Origin of the sequence: Lysinibacillus sp. ACHW1.5 (assembly GCF_022014815.1) — a bacterium.
Lineage (GTDB): Bacteria > Bacillota > Bacilli > Bacillales_A > Planococcaceae > Lysinibacillus > Lysinibacillus capsici.
On the sequence record NZ_CP091777.1, the window covers coordinates 3,558,822 to 3,583,316 of the forward strand.

Here is a 24,495-nt window from a genome sequence, read left to right on the forward strand (position 1 = left end):
ATTGATTTACTTACCTGCATAAAGGAGGGTTTTTTTGTTACAAGTACTTTATATTTTTATTCCAATGCTTGTTGCAATATTAGTGCCATTTTTATATAAACGCATGAATAATATTCACACAGGTTGGTTTGTTCTTGCTGTACCTGTTACGCTTGCTGTTATTTATGCAACATATATTGCTCAAGTTGCTAAAGGTGAAGTATTTACTGCAGAGCTACCTTGGATTCCATCGCTTGATATTTCCATCATCTCATATTTAGATGGACTTAGCTTATTATTCTCATTACTCATTACTGGAATTGGCTCGTTAGTTGTGCTTTACTCCATTTTTTACTTAGATAAACATAAAGAAAAATTACATAACTTTTATGTTTACCTACTGTTATTTATGTCAGCCATGCTGGGAGTAGTACAGTCAGATCATTTAATTACACTCTATTTCTTCTGGGAGCTAACATCCATATCATCATTTTTACTCATCGGCTATTGGTATAATCGGGATGCCTCACGCTTCGGCGCATTAAAGTCTATGATGATTACAGTTGGCGGCGGCTTAATGATGCTAGGTGGCTTCGTTCTTCTTTATTTAATGGGAGGAACCTATTCTATTCGAGAATTGATTGTCATGGCACCAAATTTAGTAGATCAGCCTTTATTCACTTGGTCACTTGTCCTATTACTCTTGGGAGCATTTACAAAATCCGCGCAATTCCCATTCTACATTTGGTTACCAGATGCCATGGAGGCGCCAACACCAGTAAGTGCATACCTTCACTCAGCAACAATGGTCAAAGCAGGTATCTATTTAGTTGCACGATTTACGCCGATTTTTGCAGCCTCTGAGCTTTGGGTGTGGCTTGTAACAGGTGTAGGTATCTTAACTTTATTCTGGGGTTCCTTCTTTGCAGTGAAGCAAACTGATTTAAAAGGCATTCTAGCATTCTCTACAGTCAGTCAGCTTGGGCTTATTATGTCACTACTTGGGGCAAGTGCTGTTGCTTTTCATGCAAATGGCTCAGTCGATACCATTAAGTTTGCTGCATTTGCTGCCATTTTCCACCTTATTAATCATGCCACATTTAAAGGTAGTCTCTTCATGATTGCAGGCATTGTGGATCATGAAACAGGAACTAGAGATATTCGTAAACTCGGTGGCTTAATGAGTATTATGCCAATTAGTTTTACCGTGGCTGCAATAGGAAGTTTATCAATGGCTGGTCTTCCGCCATTTAATGGCTTCTTAAGTAAAGAAATGTTTTTAACAGCCATGCTTGCACTTCAGAAGTTTGAATTATTTGGCTTTGAAACATGGGGAGCACTCTTCCCTATTGTTGCGTGGATTGCTAGTATTTTTACATTTATCTATAGCTTCTATTTTGTTTTCCGAACATTTAATGGGAATTACAAACCAGAGCAGTTACCTCATAAACCACATGAGGCGCCGATTGGTATGCTAATTTCACCTATTCTTTTAGGGACTTTAGTTGTGACAATCTTCTTTATTCCAAACATTATCGGTAATATCTTTGTAAAACCAGCCGTTCAAGCGATACAGCCATTTTTGTATGATTCGCCTCAAGCTGTTGATATTCATGTATCAGCTTGGCATGGTAAGATCACTCCTGAGCTACTGATGACTATTGGAATTATAATTGTAGGGGTATTGTTATTTGTTGCCTTACCAAAATGGCAAGGGATGTATCAACGATTCCCGCAAGCGTTAACATTAAACAATGCCTATGACAAAATCATGCAGGGATTAGATGTTGGCTTAAATCGTATATCTCGACGCTATATGACAGGTTCTATGCGTCACTATTTACTCTATATGTTTAGCGGAATTACTATTATTGTTATCGGCTCTCTATTCGTGAAAGATGCATTTAATATTTCATTCCAAGGAGCCTCCCCAATTAATCTATACGAAATTATCTTGATCATTGTCTTATTAATTGGTACTGGCATCACCATCTTGGCAAAATCGCGATTAACGGCCATTATTGGGCTTGGTACTGTTGGCTATACAGTCGCCTTATTCTTTGTCATTTTTAACGCACCTGATTTAGCGCTGACCCAGCTCGTTATTGAAACGATTTCAGTTGCACTATTTTTATTAGCATTTTACCATCTACCTAAGCTTGGTAAACGAGAGGAGCGAATGAGGTTCCAGTTAAATCGTGCCATTGTTTCAGTTGCAGTTGGTGTGATGGTAACACTTGTTGCGCTATCAGCTCATTCTCAAAAACTAATTCCCTCTATTGCTAAGTACTACGAGGAAACCGTCTATTCATTAGCTGGTGGTGGAAATATTGTAAACGTAATTTTAGTAGACTATCGTGGTTTCGATACATTGTTTGAAATTACAGTACTCGGCATAGCTGGCATGGGCATCTTAGCTATGATTAAGTTACGTATGAATAGAAAGGAGAACACTCATGAAAACAAATGATGTGATAATACAATTTACAGCTAAAATTGTATTTTTCATTATTTTCTTCTTCTCCATTCATATTTTTTTAGCTGGTCACTATACGCCTGGTGGAGGCTTTGTTGGGGGGCTGTTAACATCAAGTGCACTTGTTCTTTTAGTGTTAGCCTATGATATCAACACAGTCCGCCATATTCTACCTATTAATTACACGTATTTAACAGCCATTGGCTTACTATTAGCCCTTGCTACTGCGGCATACCCAATGTTTGTGGGCAAACCGTTTTTCACACATTTCTTTGATTATTTCGATTTACCGCTTCTAGGCAAACAGTCATTACACACGGCTATGCTTTTTGATAGCGGGGTCTATTTGGTTGTTGTCGGCGTTACGATGACCATTATTCAAACGATTGGAGAGGATGAATAATGGAAATAATTATGGCCTTTGTGATCGGCTTTCTCTTTATGGCAGCGGTCTATTTAATCTTATCAAAAAGTTTATTGCGCATTATTATTGGAACAGGTCTGTTAAGTCATGGTGCTCATCTACTCATCTTAACAATGGGTGGTCTTGGTGGTGAAGCTCCACCCGTCTTAAACGAAGGAGCCAAAACATTTGCTGATCCCTTACCCCAAGCACTTATTTTAACTGCAATTGTTATAAGCTTTGGGGTGACAGCATTCTTCCTTGTACTTGCCTACCGTTCCTATCAAGAGCTTAACACGGATGATATTAGCTTAATGAGAGGAAGTGATGAGGATGAATAACTTCCTACTATTACCCATTATCATCCCGTTTTTCTTCGGTATGATTTTAATGTTTGGACAAAAAAATCTAACTTATCAGCGATCATTTTCATTACTTGGGATTGGACTAGCCCTCCTCTCTGCCCTCTCTCTGCTTTTAACAGTGAAAGAAGATGGTATTCAAAAGGTCACATTTGGAAATTGGCCTGTTCCTTACGGTATTACAATGGTATCTGATATGGTGTCTGCATTGCTCGTTACAACGACATTGCTCATTGCGCTATTTGTTGTTTGGTATGGCTTCGGTTCCATCACGAAGGAACGCGAACGCTTCTTTTATTACCCTGGTATTATGTTTATTTTAACTGGGGTCAATGGTGCCTTTACAACAGGAGATATTTTTAACTTATTTGTGTTCTTTGAAGTATTGTTAATGGCTTCCTATTTACTCATTGTTTTAGGTGGTGAGAAGGGGCAACTGAAAGGGTCTATTAAATATATTTTAATCAATGTTATTTCTTCGGCCTTATTTGTCATAACCGTTGCCTATTTATATTCTGTAGTAGGAACATTAAACATGGCTGATATTGCGGTAAAAATTGCTGAAATTAATCAACCAGGAATTATTACTGTTATTGCCGTACTATTTTTAATGGTATTTGGACTTAAAGCAGCTATTTTCCCATTATATTTTTGGCTTCCTACTTCGTATGCAGCAGCACCGATACCTGTCTTAACTCTATTCGGCGCACTGCTCACAAAGGTTGGGGTATATGCCATTACACGTACCTATACACTATTTTTTGTACATGATTTATCCTATACGCATGATTTACTAATGGCATTAGCTATTGCAACAATTGTGGCTGGTTGTATTGGGGCGCTCGCTTATTTTGATGTAAAGCTCATTATTATCTATAACATTGTCATTGCAGTAGGTGTCATTTTATTTGGTGTCTCTCAAATGAATGAGGCTTCTTTAAAAGGAGCTATGTTTTATTTAATTCACGATATGCTAATTAAGGCAGCACTCTTTATGTTAATCGGCATTGTCATCTACATTACTGGTACATCTGACTTGCGTAAAATGGGTGGACTTATGAAAAAATACCCTGCACTGGGTTGGTGTTATTTAATAGCAGCGTTTGGCTTAGCTGGAATTCCACCACTTAGCGGGTTTGTTGGAAAGCTGTTAATTGTTCAGGGAGGCTTTGAGGCTGGAAGTATGTGGAGCAGTATTTTCATTTTAGCATCTTCATTGCTTGTTTTACTATCCGTGATTCGTATTTTCCTTTATGCCTTTTGGGGTGAGGAAAAAGAAACACAAGGTACCGTCGACAAATCTACCTATAAAATGCTGTTTATGCCTACTGCCTTTTTAGTACTTATTACAGTCGCATATGGTGTGGGTTCTGAATGGATTACGCCATTTATGGATGATGCTGCAAAACTATTAAATGATCCATCTATCTATATAGATGCTGTGATGAAGGAGGATTAGCACTATGGCATTTCAAATGATTTTAAATTTTGTACTTGCCTTTGTCTGGATGTTCCTTTCCTCTAATTACACAGCAACTGGTTTTATCATAGGATTCATAATGGGCATACTTTTACTTATTCTCATGCGGAGGTTTTTCAAGTCTCGTCTTTATGTCTATCGATTATGGGCTCTGCTAAAATTAACGTTGTTGTTCTTTAAAGAATTAATTTTAGCAAATGTTCAAGTGTTGAAAGTAGTGTTGAAGCCTAAACTGGACATGCAACCAGCCTTTTTTGCTTATCCAACTGTTTTAACACAAGACTGGGAAATTACGTTATTATCAAGTCTTATTACTTTAACACCAGGAACAGTGGTAGTGCATGTTTCGGATGATGCGAAAACATTGTATGTACATGCCATTGATATTAACGATGTGGATGAAGCCATTGCTTCCATTCGAGATTCATTTGAAAAAGCGATTTTGGAGGTGAGTAAATCATGACAACATTTATTATTGCTGTAATCGTAGTGATTTGCTTATCAATGATAGCGGTCATTTATCGAATGGTAAAAGGTCCTTCCTCATCCGATCGTGTTGTAGCTTTGGATTCACTAGGTGTTTCACTCATTTCCCTAATCGGACTATTTTCGATTTTAGTGGAAACAAGCTTCTTTCTTGAAATCATTTTATTGCTAGCAATTTTATCGTTTATCGGTACGATGGCTTTCTCTAAATTCATAGAGAAAGGAGATATCATCAAACGTGACAATTCTCGCTAATAGCTTAGTTATCTTTTTCATTACTGTTGGAGTACTCTTTATTGTCGTGACAGCTATCGGACTTGTCCGCTTACCCGATTTGTATACACGTGCACATGCCGCTTCAAAAAGTGCAACACTTGGCGTCATGTGTGTACTAATTGGTGTATTCTTTCACTTTTGGCTGATTGAAGATCATTTCAACCCTCGTATTTTACTGGGGATACTCTTCCTCTTTATTACTGGTCCTGTTGGTGGACACATTATGACACGTTCTTCCTATATTGCTGGTGTTAAGCCATGGAAAGGTACCGTACGTGATGAACTAGGTCCTGAAATTGACAAAATGAAAAAGGAACAAGGTGTAAAATAAACGTAAAAATCTGCCCGATTACTAAATCGAGCAGATTTTTTTAGTTAAATATATCCCTTGGCAGTTAAAATATTTGTCAGTTGCTCCACGCATTCTTCAATGGAATGCTGTTCTGTATCCAAAATAACTTCTGGGTTAATCGGTTCTTCATATGGAGCGCTAATCCCTGTAAAATTAGCAATTTCAGCATTCCTTGCTTTTTTATACAAACCTTTAGGATCTCTTTTTTCACATGTTTCTACTGAACACTTTACAAAGACCTCTAAAAATTCACCATCCTCTACAAGTTCACGGACTACCTGACGATCTTCTCGATAAGGTGAAATAAAAGCCGTTAGCACAATTTGACCGCTCTCTATAAATAACTTTGAGACTTCACCTATTCGACGAATATTTTCCTTGCGCCCTGCCTCATCGAATCCTAAGTCACTATTTAAGCCATGACGCACATTATCACCATCTAATACGAAGGCTTGATTGCTCCTTTCAAATAATCGACGGGCAAATGCATTAGCCACTGATGATTTTCCTGAAGCAGATAAACCCGTAAACCATAAAATAAAGCTTTGATGTTTATTTTTTGAACGGCGTTCGTCTTTTGTAATGGAGGCTTCATGCCAAACAATGTTTGAACTCATTTCACTACCTCCTTACTCATACCTTTAATTAAAATGTCTACGACTTCTTTACGACTGAATGTACTTGGTGGTACTTCTCCATTTCGTAGCATCTCACGTACCTTCGTTCCTGATAGAATGACATGGGCAGAGCTATCATGTGGACACGTCTTTGTCGTCGCCATGCCTTCACATTGCTGGCAATAAAAGCTATGCTCAAATTTCAGTGGGACAATTCCTAATTCATCTTCAGTAAACTGTTCAAAAATCTTTTGTGCATCATATGTGCCATAATAATCACCCACACCTGCATGATCACGACCAACAATAAAATGCGTACAGCCATAATTTTTTCTAACAAGTGCATGGAAAATAGCTTCCTTTGGTCCTGCATACCGCATAGCGGCTGGAAAAATACCTAATTGTACACGACTTTCAGGATAATAGTTTTCTAATAAAACCTCATAGCTCTCCATACGTATAGCAGCTGACACATCATCTGACTTTGTTTCTCCAACAAGTGGATTTAGAAATAACCCATCAATCGTTTCAAGTGCTGCCTTTTGAATATATTCATGCGCCCTATGGACTGGATTACGTGTTTGGAAGCCAACAATAGTTTTCCATCCCTTGTCAGCAAATAATTGTCGCGTTTCTATTGGGTCAAATGAATAAGCAGGGAACTTTTGTGTAAGACGTTTAATTAACGTAATTTTCCCTCCAACATAAATGGCAGGACGATCAAAAAGCTTTTGAACGCCCGGATGTGCTAAATCCTCTGTTCCATAGACAAGTAAAGCCTCTTTTCGTTTATTCGGCTCATAAATATCTGCTACTTCAATAACGCCATATACTTCATCACCATAAACCAGCTTCACCTCGTCACCAGGCTGTAAAATGAACGCTTTCTCTTTTGTAACAGGTAATGTAATCGGAATACTCCATACTACACCTGATGCTAAACGACTTTGTGCCACGACTGACTCATAGTCTACTTGTGTTAAAAAACCTTCAATTGGGCTATACCCCCCTATAGCAATTAGCTCTAAATCACTCAACGAAATTGCATCCAACTCAATTTCCTTATGAATAGTTGTGATTTTTTTTTCCGGATTAAATGCTTGCACAAGTAGTCCACCATGTGGTTGTAGACTCATAAAAATCTCCTCCTAATTCTAGTTAAATACTAAGTTTTGTAGTCAAAAGATAGTGATGATATGATTCAATTTAAATGCCTTCCCCTGCATCATAGATAGACTGCTCTTCTTCACGCATCGTACGCATCAGACTAATGACCCCTAGCGTCCCAACAATAATGCTGCCATTTAAAATAATGGCATAAAGGTCTTTTTCTAAAAATAACTGCACTAAAAAATAAGAAATGACTAATGAAAAGATGGGTGATACAACCCAAATACGTATAATTTTTTTCACAATATGCTTATGGAAGATTTGCTTTCCGTTTTTCGCCATCCCCATACCAATGATGGATGAAGAAGTGACTTGTGTTAAGGGTACTGGAAGCCCAAAAATTGAGCTTACGCCAACAAGCAGTGCACCTGTACTTGAAATGAGAATGCCCTCTGCCTTTTGAAAGCGCACTATTTTTTTACCGTTTGTTTCAAGCACTCGTTTACCAAGTAGCAGAGCACCTATTGCGACAAATGCACCGCCAAGCACAATGCCCGTTGTCACATCTATCATTCCTGCTCCCACCAACGGCCCAACTGCATTGGCAACATTATTCATCCCCGCTGAAAATGCTTCGAAAAATCCTGCTAAAACGAGAAGAACAGTTAAAATTGGTCGATCTTTCAGCAACCCTGTGTTTTGTAACTTATATAATAACTTTCCACAGACAAGAGCAATGACAAAGGCAACAAGCGGTACAATCACCCAAAATGATATAATGACAAGCAGCGAATTGACGAATAGTACTTTATAGGCAATTCCTACACCCACGACAGCACCCACTGTTACTTCACTCGTTGATAAGGGAATGCCTAAAAGATTGGCGAAAAATAACGAGCTTGTCGCAGAAATCAAGATAATGATAACAACCTTTACCGTAATATATTCCTGGGGCATAATGCCTGAGCTTATCGTTTTAACTACCTCTCCTCCGCCTAATACAGCTCCACTGTAGACGCCTATCGCGCATAAAAGCAATGCTTGCCACGCTTTTTTGATGGCACCTGCCCCATAAGCAACACCCATTGAGGCTGCTGCACCACTTGCTCCTATGTTCATCGCAAAAAATAAACTAATAGCTATTGCAAAATATTCAAGCATGGCAGAACTCCTTTATTCATGTAACCCGCACTCGGTTTTACCAGAGCCTTGCCATCTACCTGAACGTAAATCCTCCATTGTAAATGCTGGTTTCGTACAATGCTCACAGCCGATGCTTGGATAGCCTTGATCGTGTAACGGATTATATGGCAAACTGTACTTTGAAACATAACGCCAGACATCCTTCCAAGTCCAATGAATCAATGGACAAACTTTAATCGATTTAAATTTATCGTCACGATTTAAAAAGTTTGTTTGTTGACGTGTTGGTGATTGCTCACGACGTAAACCTGATATCCAAGCCTTTTTACCTGATAAGGCTTCGTGTAAAGGTTTTATCTTACGAATATCACAGCACTTATTTGGGTTGGTTTTCCATAGTTCGTCACCATGTTGTGTCGCTTGTTGCTCAAGTGTAAGGGTTGGCTTTTTCATGACAATGTTGAGTTGTGGATATTTTTCTTTGACTTTATGAATGGTTTCATATGTTTCTTTAAAGTGTACATCTGTATCTAAAAATACAATCGTAGCGTTAGGCTTTACCTTTGAAATGAGATCAATTAAGACAATGCCCTCAATACCAAAGCTACATGCATAGACGATTTCATCTCCATATTCTTGATAGCTCCACTGTAAAACCTCTAGTGCAGCCTTATACATATCATCAACCTGAAAATCAATGATCGGTTCTTGCCAATTTTCGTAAGTTAACATCGAATCCCCCTCATAGCAAAAAAGGCGTTTTAACAAAAGACATAGGAAAAACAGGTCTTTGTTAAAACGCCTCTAGTTTGACTAGCCAGCTCTATATTTAATGATTGTTCACTAGTAGTTGTTACCTCGTACTACAATCATTCTTCTTATTACCAAATATATACTAAAGTACACCAAGCAGTCAACTAGGTTTTTTAAATATCTTTTCCATACACCCATTTTTTTTGCTCTTTGCTGCATATGATGAGTGGTATCTAAGGACACTTTTATTAATTTTCAAAATAAATAATCTTTTTTATAATTCCTTGTTGACTAATAGGAAATATATGTTTAATGTATTACTAAAGCTTTGACCTAAAAAAAAACGCTGATCAGAGGATCTGAAGGCCATCTACCCAATGTTGTCATGTCATTGTGGGTGATGGCTTTTTGCATTCTTAAGACAGAAAAGGGGCGGATTTACTATGAAAAAAAAGAGCTATGTTCTCCAATCATTGGCATTATTAACTATTCTAACGCTTAGTTTAACTGGCTGTGGAAGTGCTAACTCAGATGAAAAAGCAAGCGGTCAGGAAGACAAGAAGTCTGTAGAGCTACTAAATGTTTCCTATGATCCAACACGGGAGCTTTACGATGAGTTCAACAAAGATTTTATAAAAAAATGGAAGGATGATACTGGCCAAGACGTCACAATCAATCAATCACATGGTGGATCTGGCAAACAGGGGCGTGCAGTGATTGATGGTCTTGAAGCCGACGTTGTGACACTCGCACTCGCTTACGATATTGATGAAATTGCTCAAACGCGTGAGCTGCTGAATAAAGATTGGCAAACCGAATTTGATCATAATTCGACTCCCTATACATCTACAATTGTTTTTTTAGTTCGCAAGGGCAATCCAAAAAACATACAAGATTGGGATGATTTGATTCAAGATGATGTAGCTGTCATTACACCTAATCCCAAAACCTCTGGAGGTGCACGTTGGAACTACCTAGCTGCTTGGGCTTATGCCGGAAAGTTATATAACAATGATGAGACAAAAATAAAAGAATTTATGAAATCACTTTACAGCAATGTAGAAGTACTTGATTCTGGCGCTCGTGGAGCTACAACAACATTCGTAGAACGTAAAATTGGAGATGTCTTAATTGCGTGGGAAAATGAAGCATACCTCTCTCTTAATGAATTAGGTAAGGATGAATTTGAAATCATCACGCCTTCATTAAGTATTTTAGCAGAGCCACCAGTTGCAGTTGTAGACAAAATCGTAGATAAAAAAGGGACACGTGAAGTCGCTGAAGCTTACTTACAGCATTTATATAGTGATACAGGGCAAGAAATTGCGGCGAAAAATTATTATCGACCACGTAGTGAAACGATTCTAGCAAAGTATAAAGATCAATTCCCTCAGCTTGAACTTGTTTCCATCGATGATTTTGGTGGTTGGTCACAAGCACAAGCAACCCATTTTAAAGATGGTGGTACCTTTGATGAAATATACGTACCACAATAAGGAGCGTTTTGATGAGCAGTTTAATCATTCCTAAAAAATCGCGTCGAATTATTCCAGGCTTTCATTTATCTCTTGGTTATACAATGCTTTACGTAAGTTTACTAGTGTTACTACCACTTTCCATGATTTTCATTCATACCATGTCCTTAAGCTGGTCAGCATTTATCGATATCATTACAGATCCCCGTGCTGTTGCTTCCTACAAAGTGAGCTTCAGCACTGCACTGATTGCAGGCTTACTAAATGTTTTTTTCGGTACGACTATTGCATGGGTTCTCGTTCGCTATCAATTTCCCTTTAAACGAATCATTGATGGGCTTGTAGACTTACCTTTTGCATTGCCTACTGCTGTCGCTGGAATTGCTTTAACATCTCTTTATGCACCAAATGGTTGGATTGGTCAATTTTTTGATTTTAAAATTGCCTTTACACCTCTTGGCATCATTATTGCTTTAACCTTTATCGGGCTACCATTTGTTGTACGAACGGTCCAGCCCGTTTTACAAAATATCAGTGCTGAGGTGGAGGAAGCTTCGGCAAGCCTTGGAGCCAATCGTTTAAAAACCTTCCGTAAAGTCATCTTACCAGAGCTAGTACCAGCAATTTTAACTGGCTTTTCCTTGGCCTTTGCGCGCGCTTTAGGTGAATATGGCTCGGTTGTTTTTATTGCAGGAAATATGCCGATGAAAACGGAAATTACGCCGTTAATTATTATGACAAAGCTTGAGCAATATGATTATGCGGGGGCAACTGCCATAGCTGTTGTCATGCTTGTGACATCCTTTATTTTGTTGTTCACCATTAACTTGATACAATGGCTAGCCAATCGTCGGTTTGTACATTAGGAGGTACTATATGGAACAATCAACTTTTATTCAGCAGGCTAGTACAGGAAAAAGGAAAGCAGCTACACAGACTGCTGCCTTACAGGAGCCTCGTATTATTCGCTATACGTTAATATTTATTGCCTTAGCTTTTTTAGCTTTCTTTATCGTACTACCTTTAGTATCTATTTTTATTACAGCCTTTCAAAAAGGATCCGATGTTTACTTTGCTGCGATTACACATCCAGATGCATTAGCTGCTATTAAGCTTACATTAATCGTCGTAGCCATTACTGTACCCCTCAATGCGATCTTTGGCGTAATGGCTGCCTGGGCACTTACAAAGTTTAATTTTAAGGGGAAAAATCTATTACTTACTATGGTAGATTTACCTTTTGCAGTTTCACCTGTTATCGCAGGTTTAGTGTTTATTTTATTGTTTGGCTCACAGGGACTATTTGGTGAATGGTTGTTTGCACATGATATTAAAATAGTTTTTGCACTACCTGGTATTGTCCTTGCCACAATTTTCGTCACATTGCCCTTTGTTGCACGTGAATTAATACCGCTGATGCAAACCCAAGGTATATCTGAGGAAGAAGCGTCCATTTCATTGGGGGCAAGTGGCTTTAAAACCTTTTGGTATGTCACATTACCCAATATAAAATGGGGACTATTCTATGGTTTGATTTTATGTAATGCACGAGCCATCGGAGAATTCGGGGCTGTGTCTGTGGTATCTGGTCATATCCGTGGCATGACAAATACGATGCCCCTTCATATTGAAATTCTCTATAATGAATATCAATTTGCAGCAGCCTTTGCAGTTGCTTCCTTAATGAGCGTAATGGCCATCTTTACATTAATTGTGAAAGACATTATTGCTTGGAAATCAAAATCTAGTTAAAAGGAGATGGTCTCAATGAGTATACAAATTCAAAACGTATCCAAAAAATATGGGTCCTTTCAGGCACTAGAGGATATATCCGTACATATTCAGTCTGGGGAGCTAGTAGCACTGCTTGGCCCTTCTGGATCAGGAAAAACCTCATTATTACGTGTGATTGCTGGGCTTGAAACAACGGATGTCGGCAATATTTTATTTGATGGTCAATCCATCACAGATCGTCATCCAAAGGAACGCAATGTGGGCTTTGTCTTTCAACATTATGCGCTTTTTCGCCATATGACGGTCTTTGACAATGTTGCTTATGGCCTGAAGGTACGTCCTCGAAAAAGCAGACCTTCAAAACAACAAATCAAAGATAAAGTGATGGAATTATTGCAACTTGTGAAGCTTGAAAATTTCTCAGATCGATATCCAACACAGCTCTCAGGTGGGCAACGACAACGTGTCGCACTGGCAAGAGCGCTTGCTGTAGAGCCAAAGGTACTGTTACTAGATGAACCATTTGGAGCTCTCGATGCAAAAGTACGCAAGGAGTTACGTCGCTGGCTTCGAAAGTTACATGATGAATTTCATATTACAAGTATTTTTGTGACACATGACCAAGAGGAAGCTCTCGATGTTGCAGATCGCATTGTGGTCATGAATAATGGCAAAATCGAGCAAATTGGTAGTCCAGATGAGGTCTATACAAACCCCAAAAGTCCGTTTGTCTATGACTTCTTGGGCAATGTTAATCTATTTAAAGGTCGCTTACATAATGGTAAGCTCATGCAGGGTGAAGTTGCACTTGATGTACCTGATGCCCTAACACATTCAGAGGACAATGCGATAGGCTATGTACGTCCACATGATATTCAGATTGAGAAAACAAATATTTCAGGTACAGTTCCTGTTAAAATCAGCCACATTCATTTGCTGGGACCTATCGTTCAAATTGAACTACGCCGTGAGGATCTTGATGAATTTTTAGAAGCGGAGTTATCAAAAGAACAATTTCATCTTCTTCAACTGAAGGTGGGCGATCAGGTATTTGTAAAGCCGAAACAATTAAAGGTATTTATTCCTGAGGATTATTCTATATAAAAAACCATGTAGCAAATTTTTCTTTGCTACATGGTTTTTATTTTTAATGAAATTCTCTTCCATCATAGACAGCTGTGACATACCCAGCACGAATGACAAAGTCTCCAAAATGTTCGCCCTCTAAACGTTCCTTTGAAAAATGCAGAAGAATTGGTCGTAGCTCTGCTAAAATTTCCTCCTCACCAATATTTTCACGATAGATTTTATTTAAGCGATTGCCTGTAAAACTTGCACCAAGGTACATATTGTATTTACCTGGCCCTTTGCCAATAAAGCCGATTTCACCCATTGCTGCACGTGAACAGCCATTTGGACAACCAGACATGCGAATAACAATTTCTGTTTCATTTAAGCCAGCCTCATCAATAATGGCATCAATTTTTGTTATAAGAGAAGGTAAATAGCGTTCTGCTTCTGCCATGGCTAAGCCACATGTCGGTAATGAGACACAGGCAATGGAATTGCGGCGTAAGGCAGAATAATGCGCACCGTCTGTTAGCTTGTATTGTTTAATAAGCGTATTTATTTGTTTCTTTTTCTGGGGTGTTACATTGCTAATCATTAGGTTTTGGTTCGGTGTTAAACGAAAATCACCCGTGTGCACCTTAGCTATTTCACGTAAGCCAGTTAACAACTGATAATCCTCAAAGTCTTTTATACGGCCATTTTGAATAAATAACGTATAATGCCAATGACCATCTGCCCCTTTAATCCAGCCAAATTCATCACCTGTACGCTCAAAAGTATAAGGACGAGCCTGCTGAATTTCCCAGCCTAGACGACGCGTTAATTCTTCTTGGAACCATTCAAGTCCTCTCGCATCAATCGTGTATTTAAATCGTGCATTTTTACGGACAGAGCGATTCCCATAATCACGCTGTATCGTTATTATTTTTTCTGCTGTTTCTAATAATTTATCTGGCGTTATAAAGCCAATTTCACGAGCAAGCTGTGGATAGGTTTCATGATCACCATGTGTCATGCCCATGCCTCCACCAACCGCTACGTTAAAACCAACAAGCTGATTGTCTTCAACGATGGCAATCAGTCCGATATCTTGTGAAAAAACATCTACATCATTACTTGGTGGAATCGCAATACCAATTTTAAATTTACGCGGCAAATATTGAGCTCCATAAATCGGTTCAATTTCTACATCCTGACTATCTACTACCTTTTCTCCATCTAACCATAATTCATGATAAGCGCGTGTTCGCGGCAGTAAATGCTCACTTAGTTTTGCAGACCAATTATAAACCTCTTCATGTAATGCAGACTGGTTTGGATTGACATTACACATCACATTACGGTTCACATCTCCACATGCAGCAAGAGAATCCAATAACACCTCATTGATTTCCTGCATATATTTTTTAACATTCCATTTTAAAATGCCATGTACTTGAAATGCTTGGCGTGTTGTTAATTTTAAAGAGCCATTGCCATACTTTCTAGCCATTTCATCCATCACAAGCCATTGCGCTGGGGTAGCTGCTCCACCTGGTGTTCGTACACGTACCATAAATTGATAGGCCGGTTCCAGCTTTTGTTTCTGACGTTCATTCCGAAGATCTCGATCGTCCTGTAAGTAACTGCCATGAAATTTCATAAGGCGATTATCGTCCTCTGGGATACCAGAGCTTAATGGATTATTCATGGTACGTTCGAGTGTTCCACGTAGGTAATTACTTTCGGTTTTAATACGCTCTACATCACTTGGTTTCCCGGGCTGTGGAGGTAACACTATTTTTTCAGTCATTCTTTATCGCTCCTTTAATCCATTACACCTCAGCGTATTGGGCATACCTGAGGGTTTACTTGCTAACAAAGAGATCAACTCATTAATAAGGGAAGGTTTTCGAGAAATTTGTGTTGAACTCCATTAATAAACGTCACGTTGGTAGCGTTTTTGCTGTTTTAATGCATTCACATAGGCTTTTGCTTCCTCTGGTGTTTTCTGTCCTTGCTGCTCAATAATTTGATGAATGGTTGCATCCACATCAGATGCCATTGATTTTTCGTCACCACATACATAAATGACAGCCCCCTGCTCCAGCCACTCATAAAAACTTGCGGCATTTTCTTGCAATTTATGTTGAACATAGATTTTTTGGTCTGTATCACGTGAAAAGGCTACATGCATGTGACTTAATGTGCCAGCAGCTAGCCAACGTTGCCAATCCGTTTGATAGAGGAAATCCGTAACAAAATGCTGATCACCAAAGATGAGCCATGCTTTCCCCTCAATCCCTAACTCTTCTCGCTCCTCTAGAAAAGCTCGATATGGTGCAACACCTGTGCCTGCACCAATCATAATAATTGGCGTTTCATTATTCTCTGGCAATCTGAAATTCGGATTTTTATGAACATAGATTGGTAATGTATCACCTATTTGTATTCGTTCTGCCACACTTCCAGAGCAAACACCAAGACGTTGTCTACCTGCTGTTTCATAGCTTACCTTGCCAATCGTTAAATGAACCTCTTCGCTATTGGCCTTTTGGCTACTAGCAATAGAATAAAGTCGAGCTGGAATTTTACGCAGTAACTCTACAAATTGCTGTGCACTCCAAGTAAATGGTGTAAATTCCTCTACTAGGTCGAGCAAGTCTCTTCCTTTTGCATAGTCCTTCCAGGCTTTTGGTTCTTCAAATAGCTTAGAAAATTCTTTATGCTCTGTATAAGCAGCAATTTTTTCGAGTAACGGTTTAGATAACACCGTAATTTCTAATTTTTTCTGTAGTGCTTCTTTTATTGTTATTGTTTCATCAAAAACAGTCACTTCTGTCTCCGAATCAAATTGAAGTGCTGTCAGCAATGCATTGACTAATTGTTCATCATTCTCTGGCAGAATGCCAATGCTATCGCCAGGTTCAAAATGAAAATTAGCTCCCTCAATCGATAATTCAAGATGACGCGTCTCTTTATTGGAGCCACGACCATTTAGATTTATATTTTCAAGTACTTCAGCGTAAAATGGATTTTTTCTTGAATATGTAGATTCTTCAAGTACTTGCGCCCCTTCGGTGTGTGCTGAAGTAGACGTTGCTGAAGTTGTATGCTGAAGAAATTCCTGTTGAACCGCGGAGAACCACTGTGCAGCTGCGTCATCATAATCTACATCGCAATCTATACGAGGAACAATTCTTGTTGCACCTAATTGCGCAAATCGCTCATCGAAGTCCTTACCTGTCTTACAAAAAAATTCATAGGAGCTATCCCCTAAAGCAAGAACCGAATATTGTAGGTGTTCTAATTTAGGCGCCCGCTTGCTATGCAAAAATTCATAGAATTGTATCGCTTGATCTGGTGGATCTCCCTCTCCATGTGTACTCACAATAAGTAATAGATTGGTGATCTTTTTTAAATTACTAGCTTTAAATTTCCCTAATGATGAGACAGTTACATCTACCTGCTGCTCTTTTAAAGCTGCTGCATACTTTTCAGCTAATCCTTGACTATTGCCTGTTTGGGAACCATATAAAATTGTTATTGTTTTGGTAATCGGCTGGGCTGCTGGTGGTGCCTGTTCAACAATTGCTTCAAGAGTTGCTTGGGGAGCACTTAGGTAACCGTTTAGCCAAAATTTTTGTTCAATTGTTAATTTAGGGAGAAGCTCGTTTAATAACTTCACCTGCTCTTCATTAAATGGACTGTTTATTACTTGTAATTTCAATCTTTGCCACCTCACGAATCATCTTCATTTCATATTTTTTAATTTATCGAAGCCTTATTTTTTCCTTTTTCTCAATCTGAACCACATAGGAATTTTGAACAATCAATGTAATTGATCCGTGGTTCACAGTATTTAACATTTGGCGGACATTATCTAATGCTAGATTTACATTTTCAGTTCTTTTATCTACCATTACGAAACACCTTCCTCTTTAAAATGTAGTAATTCATCAATACGTTCCACTAATACTTTTTTCACATTGTCGTCATAGCCTAAGCTTTCACATAACATAATGTTTTGACTGTCAAAGCCTTGTAATCGCTTGGCAATACTTTGTCTTAAAATGCCTGTAAATAATAAATAAGGGACAATAAAAACTTGCTGTTGCTTCCCTTTAACTTGCAGTAACCAGTCTTCAAAGGTTGGTCCCATTCCGTATAAGAAGCATGTATCAACGGCTTTATAGTGATATTTAGTACGTAGCCTTTTGGCAATTTTTGCTAAATCCCTCTTGACGGCTGGATCACTACTCCCACGTCCTATGAGTAAAACACTCGCATTGCTGTTAGGTTGCTGTTTTTCTATTATCCTAGCTTGTAATGTGTCAATTAATCGTTCATGAATGCCAAGAGGCTCACCATATGTAAACTTTACATATGGGTATAGTTTTTGAGCTTTTGCCATTTCTTTCGGAATATCATGTTTTGCGTGTTGAGCAGCTAGTAGGAGAATAGGCATTACGGCAATCGCTGTTGCCCCTTTCCGAATACAGCTAGCAATGCCTTCTGCAATGGTTGGTGTTGCCAGCTCTAGAAAGCATATTTCCTGAATAGGTACTGTCACTTCTTGTCGTACACCTTGAAGAAAGTTTACGGCCTGCTCTACACCTTCCTTGACACGACTGCCATGTGCAATATATAAAATAGCCTGCATAATCCCACAACCTTATCCCGTTATTTGGATTGGCTGTGCGGGGTTTTGCTCAAACCAATGAATGGTTTCTCTTAAGGTCACAACCTTCCCTACTAATATGATGCTAGGGTTATGAATATTTTCTGTACGCACAATTTCCTCAATTGTAGCTAAAGTCCCCGTAACAGTTCTTTGCTTAGTAGAAACTGTTCCCCAGTGAATAACAGCCACAGGCGTTTTTTCATCACGGCCAAATTTGAGTAATTGTTGACGGATATACGGAAGATTACCAACACCCATATAAATGGCAATCGTATCAATTCCTTTTGCAAGACTTTCCCAACGGATAGCATCTTCTTTTCCATCCTGCATATGCCCAGTAACCATAGCAAAACTTGAACCTAAGTTACGATGTGTGACAGGAATACCTGCATATGCTGGAGCTGCTATACCTGACGTAATACCAGGCACAATTTCAAAGGGAATTTGATGCTTCGCTAACACATCTGCCTCCTCTGCCCCTCTACCAAAAACAAATGGGTCTCCTCCTTTTAATCTTGTGACAACATATCCTTGTTGGGCATAATCAACAAGCGTTTGGTTGATTTGCTCCTGAATCATGGCATGTTGCTGAGGCAATTTCCCGCAAAAGATTAATTTAGCGTCTTTCTTGGCATAGGCTAATAGCTCTTTATTAATGAGTCTGTCATATAAAATGACATCTGCACATTCAATGCAACGTAATCCTTTAATCGTAAGGAGGTCAACATCTCCAGGACCTGCACCAACAATATAAACTTTCCCCATTTCATCTCACTCCTTCTGTCAATTACGCCTCGTTGTCATGGCATTTCAGATTGATTAAACTTACTAATAAGGGTCCTCGATTTTCTAAACCTGACACTTTGCTTTCGGTACAAAAACCTTTACTAAATTAAGATAAAGAAAAAAGGCTAATATTATCCTTAGACACAAAAATGCCTATGAATAATAAAAGCCTCTAGTTTGCTAGTCAGCCACATATTTAATTCTTAGTAATATAATAAGAATAATAAATAATTTAGTATATTCTGTCAACACTAATTTTGATACTTCGTTAGGCACAATAAAAACCAGTTGTCGATATCAAGATCGACAACTGGCTGATCTAATTATGTGCTTACCATGGTCTACGATATCGCGGACCTGGTCGAAAATATGGACCTGGTGGATATGGTCGATAGTTTGGATAATATGGATTGTAAGGATATTGATTAAATTGAGAGCCAAGGAAACTGCCTAAAAAACCACCAAAAAACGGTGCGCCAAATGGCCAAATAAAGCCTCCAAATCCTCCGCCTGGATAACCTCCGAAATTGCGCATATGCTACCTCCCCTTTTTACTCTATCGTATGAAGGAAGATACATCTATCATATGTAGAATGCCTATTCCATCGGGATTAGTACATAAATCACAAAAAATCAGCGAGAATAAACTCCCGCTGATTGACACGCTTTATTATTTTTCTTCCCCTAAACGTTGGACAAAATTCGCGAGTGTACGGACCATAACACCAGTACCACCCTTAGGTCCTAAATCATGTACAGCTACTGCATCAGATGTGCCTGCTATATCCAGGTGAATCCATGGTGTATCACCAACAAATTCGCCCACAAAACCGCCGCCGAAAATCATATGACCATCACGACCAGGTGAATTATTTAAATCAGCTACATCTGATTTTCGAATTCGTTTTTTATCATTTTCTGTTAAAGGCATACGCCAAACAAATTCATCAGTCTCTTTTGCAGCTTCCATAAATGCTTCAAAAAATGCATCATCATTTGCAAGAGCACCTGTTTTATCCATACCTAGTGCAGTAATAACGCCTCCAGTTAAAGTAGCAACATCGATCAGTGATGTAGCCCCTTGCTGTTTAGCATATGTAGTTGCATCTGCCAGAACTAAACGCCCTTCTGCATCCGTATTTAATACTTCTACCGTTTTTCCACTGTACGTCGTAATCACATCATCTGGTTTAAACGCTGTATCAGACACCATATTATCTGTAGAACCGATAACGGCTACAACATTTTTATTTGGACGTAATTCTCCGATAATTTTCATCGCACCAAGTACAGCAGCAGCACCACCCATATCACCTTTCATACCAACCATAGAGTCCTTTGGTTTTAAAGAATAGCCGCCTGTATCATACGTTACACCCTTACCAACAAGGCCAATTGGATCTTCAAAATCTTCAGTCGCTTTATATTTTAAGGTAATTAATCGTGGTTCTTCATAAGAGCCTTGGTTAACACTCAATATACCACCCATACCTAGTTCCTCTAATTGTGCTTTATCTAATATCTCTACTTCAAAATCGTATTCCACAGCAAGAGATTGTGCATAGTTAGCTAAATCCGTAGCTGTTAGTAGATTTGGAGGTAAATTAATTAAGCTACGAGCTTCATTGACAGCATCCGCGTAAATCACACCTACCTCAAAGCTTGCCACCACTTCATCTAAATCCTCTGCTGTAGTCACAAGGTGAACAGCATCAATACGTTTATCTACTTCGTTTGAAGTGGTTTTATAATGTGGGACAGCATAATAGCCAAGGCCAATTCCTTCACCCGCTAAAAATGCTACATCTGCTGTTGAAATTGACTCTGTTGTAAATGATTCAAGCCAGATGGAATACTCTTTTACTTTTAAAGATCTTAATTCTTTTCCTACCAAACCAAATGCTGCGCGAATATCACCTTCTGTTAGGTTTTTACGCTCATCTAAACCTACGAATACAATACGTTTCAGGTTGGCATGGTCTTTCACAAATGGTAATTTCGTTAATTTCTTTAATTCAGTTGAGACGTCCCCTGCACTAATCCATGTATCAAGGGCTTCACCGTAAAAAGTTGAAAAGCTTGCCCAGTCCTGCATTTGTTCACGATGTTTTGTGACTCCTACCACTAATAGTTCAGTAGAAATCGTTTCAAATGTTTTTGCTTCTTTTACAATATGCATGTAAATTCCTCCATTCCATATACTATTATAACGAAGTTTCTGAAAAGCGCGTAATATTTGCCTAAATCTTCTTTTAGAAAATAATGAATGTTATAATAAAAGCAATTATTTACGAAGGTTGTGATGAGATTGAGTTTACTCCAAAATACCCCATTACTAATTGCCCTCTTTGCGGTTCTCTTTGCACAGTTTGTTAAAATCCCCATTCATTTTTTAATGACCAGACAAGTAAAATGGGGGCTTTTTACCTCAACGGGTGGAATGCCTAGTTCTCACTCTGCTTCTGTCACTGGTTTGGCAACCTCAATTGCCTATGAGACGGGTTTGGAATCCCCAATTTTTGCGGTAGCCGCCATGTTTTCCATTATCGTAATGTACGATGCTAGTGGTGTTCGTTACCAAGCAGGGCAGCATGCAGCCATTTTAAATCAACTGCGTAAGGATTTCCAAACATTGCTTCATGATTTAAAAAAATGGCCACAGATGGACGGACAAGAAAAAATGGAGGAATTAAAAACATTATTAGGCCATAAACGAAGTGAAGTATTTTTTGGGGCTCTCACGGGTATTTTTATCGCTATCATAGCCTATGAGTTTTTCATCTAACAGACATCAACACATCCTCTAGAGGAGGCTGTGTTTTTTTGTATAAAAAAAGTATTCCCCCTTCAATTGAAGAAAGAATACTAAGCATGTTAGAACATGCGATAGCCACTTTTACGTAAATAAATCATCACGATACCCGCCACAATAGAACCTGCAAAGCCACCTGATAAAATAGCAATATCCACAAACTGAAGTGCCTGTAATTTATCAATTAATGCTGGGAATGCAGAACCTGGCTTAAAAATATAATCTAAGAAGCTTACTTCATCTACAATAAAGATGACAACAATTGGATACACAATTGCCATTAACCATGTCATTCGTAACAGCATATTTAACAAGAATCCGATACCAAAGAACATGACGAAAAATAACAAAATAGAAATGATTAACTGTACTAATGAAACTGGACCATCCATGTATGTATAACCTCCGTTTTCCTCTCATTAGTTTACATGATTACGACACCGCTTTCAATGAACATATCCTTGTTTTCGCTTGTTCGTCATATTTAGGAAAATCATCAATCGATCATCTATGGTTGATCTTTGAATTTAGGGGTATATGCTTCTTCCGCGGGTATTTGCTTCTCCTTCGTCGTAGATGCTTTTTTCACCAAAAAACTATTGAAGACAAATGCTTATCTTCAATAGTTTCTATGATTTTATGAAGTTGATTGAGCTACTAAAAACTTTGGTGATTTCCAAAGCTGTGCCCATTTTTTAAATGCTGTCAGCACAATTAAGAAGCCAAGCATTAACATGATAACAGATAAAATCCCATTTAACATATTAAAGCCTGCAGCGGCTGGATTCCAGTATACATTTTTAATCATCCAATAGCCTGCAACGTTGACCGTAATGTATAAATAAGCCAATGGGATAAAGCATGTCAATGCATAGATGCGTTTATCTGCGACCTTCAATACCATCGTCACGCCACATACTAGACCAATGGCTGCCATTAGCTGATTGGATACACCAAATAATACCCAGATTGAGCTTATATCCCCTGAATACAATAAATAGCCCCACATAAAGCAGGCAAGTGCACTAGCAAAAATTGTACCTGGTACCCAATTAGTACGCTTCAGTGGTTTATAAACATTGCCACCAAAGTCTTGTATTAAATAACGAGCTACCCTTGTTCCAGCATCAATGGCTGTAAGAATGAAAACCGCCTCAAACATAATGACAAATTGATAGAAGTACGAAGATAACTCTGCGAACCAAGGAATACCTGTAAAGATATCTGTCATACCAACTGCTAGCGTTACAGCACCTCCTGTTCGTCCTTCCAAGTCCATGCCGATACTTTGAGACAATGCTTGTAGATGAACGGGCTCCATTCCTAATGTAGCAAATACAGCTGGTGCTGAGTTAATCGCAAAATAGTCGGCTGGATGAAGAGCAGTAGCTGCAATTAAAGCCATCACACCTACTAGTGACTCTACTAACATAGCACCAAAGCCTACAATACGGATGTCCTCCCAACGATCAATCATCTTAGGTGTTGTTCCTGAGCCTACAAAAGCATGGAAGCCAGAAATGGCACCACAGGCAATTGTAATAGAAACAAACGGCCACACAGGACCGGCAATTACTGGTCCACCACCATGAATAAACTCTGTCAATGGAGGGAATTGAATAGCAGGATTAACAAAGAAAACGCCAATAATTAGTGCAATAAATACCCCAATCTTCATGAAACTACTTAAATAATCACGAGGTGCTAATAATAGCCACACAGGTAATGCAGCGGCGAAAAAGGCATAGATCGGTAAGATGATAGCTAGTGTATCCCGATCAAATGTTAAAAAATCACCGAATGCTGTGCCTTGAATCAGCGGTCCGATAAATACCCCAATCATTAATAAAATAAAGCCTACAGTAGATGTAACAATTAAATTGCCTGTTTTACGATAGGCAATACCCACAAGCATGGCGATTGGTATCGTAATACCTACCGCAAACGTTCCCCATGGATTGCGCTCTAAAGCACCTAACACCACCATCGAGAGACCTGCCATTGTAATCGTAATAATGAATAGCATCGCAAGGCCTGTACAGAAACCTGCGATAGGACCTAACTCCTCCTTCATCACTTCCGATAGGGATTTACCACCATGACGCATGGAAGCGAATAAAACAACAGCATCATGAACTGCCCCGCCAATTACTGCCCCGATTAATAGCCATAGAAGTCCAGGTAAATACCCAAATTGTGCCGCTAGGATTGGTCCAACTAAAGGCCCTGCTGCTGCAATCGCTGCAAAATGATGCCCAAAGGTTACCCACTTATTCGTCGGAACATAGTCTTTACCATCTTCCAAAGCGTGGGCTGGGGTGGGCGTATCATCTTTTATTTTAAGTACCTTCTTTGTAAAGAAAATGCCATACAAACGATAGCTGATCATCAAAATACAAATAGACCCTATCACTATTGTAATCGCATTCATGTAAACACCCCTTTTACTTTTTCCACATCATAGCAAAGGAATGTCCCTATTATTCATAAAATAACTGAAATGTCAGAATTTAAAGC

General features: G+C 38.8%; 25 protein-coding genes. 12 read left to right on the top strand and 13 right to left on the bottom strand.

The window, feature by feature from the left end:
• Positions 1-34: 34 nt before the first annotated feature.
• Genes L6W14_RS17890 through mnhG form a run of 7 tightly spaced genes read left to right on the top strand, consistent with a single transcriptional unit; the run spans position 35 to position 5,793 of the window.
• A complete protein-coding gene (locus L6W14_RS17890) occupies positions 35-2,449 on the top strand; it encodes a Na+/H+ antiporter subunit A (protein ID WP_131522559.1) in 2,415 nt (804 codons plus the stop codon).
• A complete protein-coding gene (locus L6W14_RS17895) occupies positions 2,436-2,858 on the top strand; it encodes a Na(+)/H(+) antiporter subunit B (RefSeq protein WP_004228380.1) in 423 nt (140 codons plus the stop codon). The genes L6W14_RS17890 and L6W14_RS17895 overlap by 14 nt, the downstream gene beginning before the upstream one ends.
• Complete coding sequence (locus L6W14_RS17900) at positions 2,858-3,199, top strand: Na(+)/H(+) antiporter subunit C (RefSeq protein WP_004228379.1); 342 nt, start codon at positions 2,858-2,860, stop codon at positions 3,197-3,199. The genes L6W14_RS17895 and L6W14_RS17900 overlap by 1 nt, the downstream gene beginning before the upstream one ends.
• Complete coding sequence (locus L6W14_RS17905) at positions 3,192-4,679, top strand: Na+/H+ antiporter subunit D (protein ID WP_281115513.1); 1,488 nt, start codon at positions 3,192-3,194, stop codon at positions 4,677-4,679. Before L6W14_RS17900 ends, L6W14_RS17905 begins: the two co-directional genes overlap by 8 nt.
• Positions 4,680-4,683: 4 nt before the next feature.
• Positions 4,684-5,163 (top strand): Na+/H+ antiporter subunit E, encoded by a 480-nt coding sequence (locus tag L6W14_RS17910; protein WP_131522557.1) that lies wholly within the window; start codon positions 4,684-4,686, stop codon positions 5,161-5,163.
• The gene (locus L6W14_RS17915; RefSeq protein ID WP_131522556.1) at positions 5,160-5,441 is read left to right on the top strand and encodes a Na(+)/H(+) antiporter subunit F1; all 282 of its coding nucleotides are present in this window, start codon (positions 5,160-5,162) and stop codon (positions 5,439-5,441) included. Before L6W14_RS17910 ends, L6W14_RS17915 begins: the two co-directional genes overlap by 4 nt.
• Positions 5,425-5,793 (top strand): monovalent cation/H(+) antiporter subunit G, encoded by a 369-nt coding sequence (gene mnhG / locus L6W14_RS17920; protein WP_131522555.1) that lies wholly within the window; start codon positions 5,425-5,427, stop codon positions 5,791-5,793. The genes L6W14_RS17915 and mnhG overlap by 17 nt, the downstream gene beginning before the upstream one ends.
• A gap of 44 nt (positions 5,794-5,837) precedes the next feature.
• On the opposite strand, the gene cysC is transcribed toward mnhG, so the two are convergent.
• The 4 genes from cysC to L6W14_RS17940 form a co-directional block, all read right to left on the bottom strand.
• Complete coding sequence (cysC, locus tag L6W14_RS17925) at positions 5,838-6,431, bottom strand: adenylyl-sulfate kinase (RefSeq protein ID WP_237898559.1); 594 nt, start codon at positions 6,429-6,431, stop codon at positions 5,838-5,840.
• A complete protein-coding gene (sat, locus tag L6W14_RS17930) occupies positions 6,428-7,567 on the bottom strand; it encodes a sulfate adenylyltransferase (protein ID WP_237898560.1) in 1,140 nt (379 codons plus the stop codon). Before sat ends, cysC begins: the two co-directional genes overlap by 4 nt.
• Positions 7,568-7,637: 70 nt before the next feature.
• On the bottom strand, positions 7,638-8,702 hold the full coding sequence (locus L6W14_RS17935; RefSeq protein WP_131522552.1) for a sulfate permease: 1,065 nt from the start codon (positions 8,700-8,702) through the stop codon (positions 7,638-7,640).
• Between the two features lie 12 nt (positions 8,703-8,714).
• Complete coding sequence (locus L6W14_RS17940; protein ID WP_131522551.1) at positions 8,715-9,416, bottom strand: phosphoadenylyl-sulfate reductase; 702 nt, start codon at positions 9,414-9,416, stop codon at positions 8,715-8,717.
• Between the two features lie 464 nt (positions 9,417-9,880).
• On the opposite strand from L6W14_RS17940, the gene L6W14_RS17945 reads away from it, so the two are divergent.
• From L6W14_RS17945 to L6W14_RS17960, 4 genes are read left to right on the top strand one after another with little or no spacing between them, the layout of a single operon-like run.
• Positions 9,881-10,933, top strand: a complete 1,053-nt coding sequence (locus L6W14_RS17945) for a sulfate ABC transporter substrate-binding protein (protein ID WP_237898561.1) — start codon at positions 9,881-9,883, stop codon at positions 10,931-10,933.
• A gap of 11 nt (positions 10,934-10,944) precedes the next feature.
• On the top strand, positions 10,945-11,778 hold the full coding sequence (gene cysT / locus L6W14_RS17950) for a sulfate ABC transporter permease subunit CysT (RefSeq protein WP_237898562.1): 834 nt from the start codon (positions 10,945-10,947) through the stop codon (positions 11,776-11,778).
• Positions 11,779-11,788: 10 nt separating this feature from the next.
• The gene (gene cysW / locus L6W14_RS17955) at positions 11,789-12,664 is read left to right on the top strand and encodes a sulfate ABC transporter permease subunit CysW (protein ID WP_048394442.1); all 876 of its coding nucleotides are present in this window, start codon (positions 11,789-11,791) and stop codon (positions 12,662-12,664) included.
• Between the two features lie 15 nt (positions 12,665-12,679).
• Positions 12,680-13,750 (top strand): sulfate/molybdate ABC transporter ATP-binding protein, encoded by a 1,071-nt coding sequence (locus L6W14_RS17960; RefSeq protein WP_237898563.1) that lies wholly within the window; start codon positions 12,680-12,682, stop codon positions 13,748-13,750.
• A 43-nt stretch (positions 13,751-13,793) separates the two neighbouring features.
• On the opposite strand, the gene cysI is transcribed toward L6W14_RS17960, so the two are convergent.
• From cysI to L6W14_RS17995, 7 genes are all read right to left on the bottom strand, one after another.
• The gene (cysI, locus tag L6W14_RS17965; protein WP_066038183.1) at positions 13,794-15,509 is read right to left on the bottom strand and encodes an assimilatory sulfite reductase (NADPH) hemoprotein subunit; all 1,716 of its coding nucleotides are present in this window, start codon (positions 15,507-15,509) and stop codon (positions 13,794-13,796) included.
• A 123-nt stretch (positions 15,510-15,632) separates the two neighbouring features.
• Positions 15,633-17,426, bottom strand: coding sequence for an assimilatory sulfite reductase (NADPH) flavoprotein subunit (locus L6W14_RS17970; protein ID WP_237898567.1), 1,794 nt, complete (start codon positions 17,424-17,426; stop codon positions 15,633-15,635).
• A gap of 43 nt (positions 17,427-17,469) precedes the next feature.
• Entirely contained in the window at positions 17,470-17,619 is a 150-nt protein-coding gene (locus L6W14_RS17975) for a YezD family protein (RefSeq protein WP_004228347.1), read from the bottom strand.
• Positions 17,619-18,359 carry a sirohydrochlorin chelatase gene (locus L6W14_RS17980; RefSeq protein WP_237898568.1) on the bottom strand — a complete coding sequence of 247 codons (741 nt, stop codon included), beginning with the start codon at positions 18,357-18,359 and terminating at the stop codon, positions 17,619-17,621. Before L6W14_RS17980 ends, L6W14_RS17975 begins: the two co-directional genes overlap by 1 nt.
• Positions 18,360-18,371: 12 nt before the next feature.
• A complete protein-coding gene (gene cobA / locus L6W14_RS17985) occupies positions 18,372-19,145 on the bottom strand; it encodes a uroporphyrinogen-III C-methyltransferase (RefSeq protein WP_112116474.1) in 774 nt (257 codons plus the stop codon).
• A gap of 352 nt (positions 19,146-19,497) precedes the next feature.
• Positions 19,498-19,701, bottom strand: coding sequence for a hypothetical protein (locus tag L6W14_RS17990; RefSeq protein ID WP_016991509.1), 204 nt, complete (start codon positions 19,699-19,701; stop codon positions 19,498-19,500).
• A gap of 135 nt (positions 19,702-19,836) precedes the next feature.
• Positions 19,837-21,345 carry a leucyl aminopeptidase gene (locus tag L6W14_RS17995; RefSeq protein ID WP_131522543.1) on the bottom strand — a complete coding sequence of 503 codons (1,509 nt, stop codon included), beginning with the start codon at positions 21,343-21,345 and terminating at the stop codon, positions 19,837-19,839.
• 123 nt (positions 21,346-21,468) lie between these two features.
• Here L6W14_RS17995 and L6W14_RS18000 point away from each other — a divergent pair, with 123 nt between their 5' ends.
• Positions 21,469-21,951, top strand: a complete 483-nt coding sequence (locus L6W14_RS18000; protein ID WP_131522542.1) for a divergent PAP2 family protein — start codon at positions 21,469-21,471, stop codon at positions 21,949-21,951.
• Positions 21,952-22,040: 89 nt separating this feature from the next.
• On the opposite strand, the gene L6W14_RS18005 is transcribed toward L6W14_RS18000, so the two are convergent.
• A complete protein-coding gene (locus L6W14_RS18005; RefSeq protein ID WP_004228336.1) occupies positions 22,041-22,370 on the bottom strand; it encodes a YuiB family protein in 330 nt (109 codons plus the stop codon).
• 245 nt (positions 22,371-22,615) lie between these two features.
• Positions 22,616-24,409, bottom strand: coding sequence for a carbon starvation CstA family protein (locus L6W14_RS18010; RefSeq protein WP_237898570.1), 1,794 nt, complete (start codon positions 24,407-24,409; stop codon positions 22,616-22,618).
• Positions 24,410-24,495 lie beyond the last annotated feature (86 nt).

What these genes read in the sequence shown, in the direction of transcription:
- L6W14_RS17905 (WP_281115513.1), top strand. Translation starts at nt 3,192, where the DNA reads ATGAATAACTTCCTACTATTACCCATTATCATCCCGTTTTTCTTCGGT.
- sat (WP_237898560.1), bottom strand. Translation starts at nt 7,567, where the DNA reads ATGAGTCTACAACCACATGGTGGACTACTTGTGCAAGCATTTAATCCG.
- L6W14_RS18000 (WP_131522542.1), top strand. Translation starts at nt 21,469, where the DNA reads ATGAGATTGAGTTTACTCCAAAATACCCCATTACTAATTGCCCTCTTT.
- L6W14_RS17915 (WP_131522556.1), top strand. Translation starts at nt 5,160, where the DNA reads ATGACAACATTTATTATTGCTGTAATCGTAGTGATTTGCTTATCAATG.
- L6W14_RS17900 (WP_004228379.1), top strand. Translation starts at nt 2,858, where the DNA reads ATGGAAATAATTATGGCCTTTGTGATCGGCTTTCTCTTTATGGCAGCG.
- L6W14_RS17910 (WP_131522557.1), top strand. Translation starts at nt 4,684, where the DNA reads ATGGCATTTCAAATGATTTTAAATTTTGTACTTGCCTTTGTCTGGATG.
- L6W14_RS17980 (WP_237898568.1), bottom strand. Translation starts at nt 18,359, where the DNA reads ATGCAGGCTATTTTATATATTGCACATGGCAGTCGTGTCAAGGAAGGT.
- L6W14_RS17995 (WP_131522543.1), bottom strand. Translation starts at nt 21,345, where the DNA reads ATGCATATTGTAAAAGAAGCAAAAACATTTGAAACGATTTCTACTGAA.
- cysC (WP_237898559.1), bottom strand. Translation starts at nt 6,431, where the DNA reads ATGAGTTCAAACATTGTTTGGCATGAAGCCTCCATTACAAAAGACGAA.
- L6W14_RS17990 (WP_016991509.1), bottom strand. Translation starts at nt 19,701, where the DNA reads ATGCGCAATTTCGGAGGTTATCCAGGCGGAGGATTTGGAGGCTTTATT.
- cysW (WP_048394442.1), top strand. Translation starts at nt 11,789, where the DNA reads ATGGAACAATCAACTTTTATTCAGCAGGCTAGTACAGGAAAAAGGAAA.
- L6W14_RS18005 (WP_004228336.1), bottom strand. Translation starts at nt 22,370, where the DNA reads ATGGATGGTCCAGTTTCATTAGTACAGTTAATCATTTCTATTTTGTTA.
- L6W14_RS17975 (WP_004228347.1), bottom strand. Translation starts at nt 17,619, where the DNA reads ATGGTAGATAAAAGAACTGAAAATGTAAATCTAGCATTAGATAATGTC.
- cobA (WP_112116474.1), bottom strand. Translation starts at nt 19,145, where the DNA reads ATGGGGAAAGTTTATATTGTTGGTGCAGGTCCTGGAGATGTTGACCTC.
- cysI (WP_066038183.1), bottom strand. Translation starts at nt 15,509, where the DNA reads ATGACTGAAAAAATAGTGTTACCTCCACAGCCCGGGAAACCAAGTGAT.
- L6W14_RS17935 (WP_131522552.1), bottom strand. Translation starts at nt 8,702, where the DNA reads ATGCTTGAATATTTTGCAATAGCTATTAGTTTATTTTTTGCGATGAAC.
- L6W14_RS18010 (WP_237898570.1), bottom strand. Translation starts at nt 24,409, where the DNA reads ATGAATGCGATTACAATAGTGATAGGGTCTATTTGTATTTTGATGATC.
- L6W14_RS17945 (WP_237898561.1), top strand. Translation starts at nt 9,881, where the DNA reads ATGAAAAAAAAGAGCTATGTTCTCCAATCATTGGCATTATTAACTATT.
- L6W14_RS17960 (WP_237898563.1), top strand. Translation starts at nt 12,680, where the DNA reads ATGAGTATACAAATTCAAAACGTATCCAAAAAATATGGGTCCTTTCAG.
- L6W14_RS17895 (WP_004228380.1), top strand. Translation starts at nt 2,436, where the DNA reads ATGAAAACAAATGATGTGATAATACAATTTACAGCTAAAATTGTATTT.
- L6W14_RS17940 (WP_131522551.1), bottom strand. Translation starts at nt 9,416, where the DNA reads ATGTTAACTTACGAAAATTGGCAAGAACCGATCATTGATTTTCAGGTT.
- cysT (WP_237898562.1), top strand. Translation starts at nt 10,945, where the DNA reads ATGAGCAGTTTAATCATTCCTAAAAAATCGCGTCGAATTATTCCAGGC.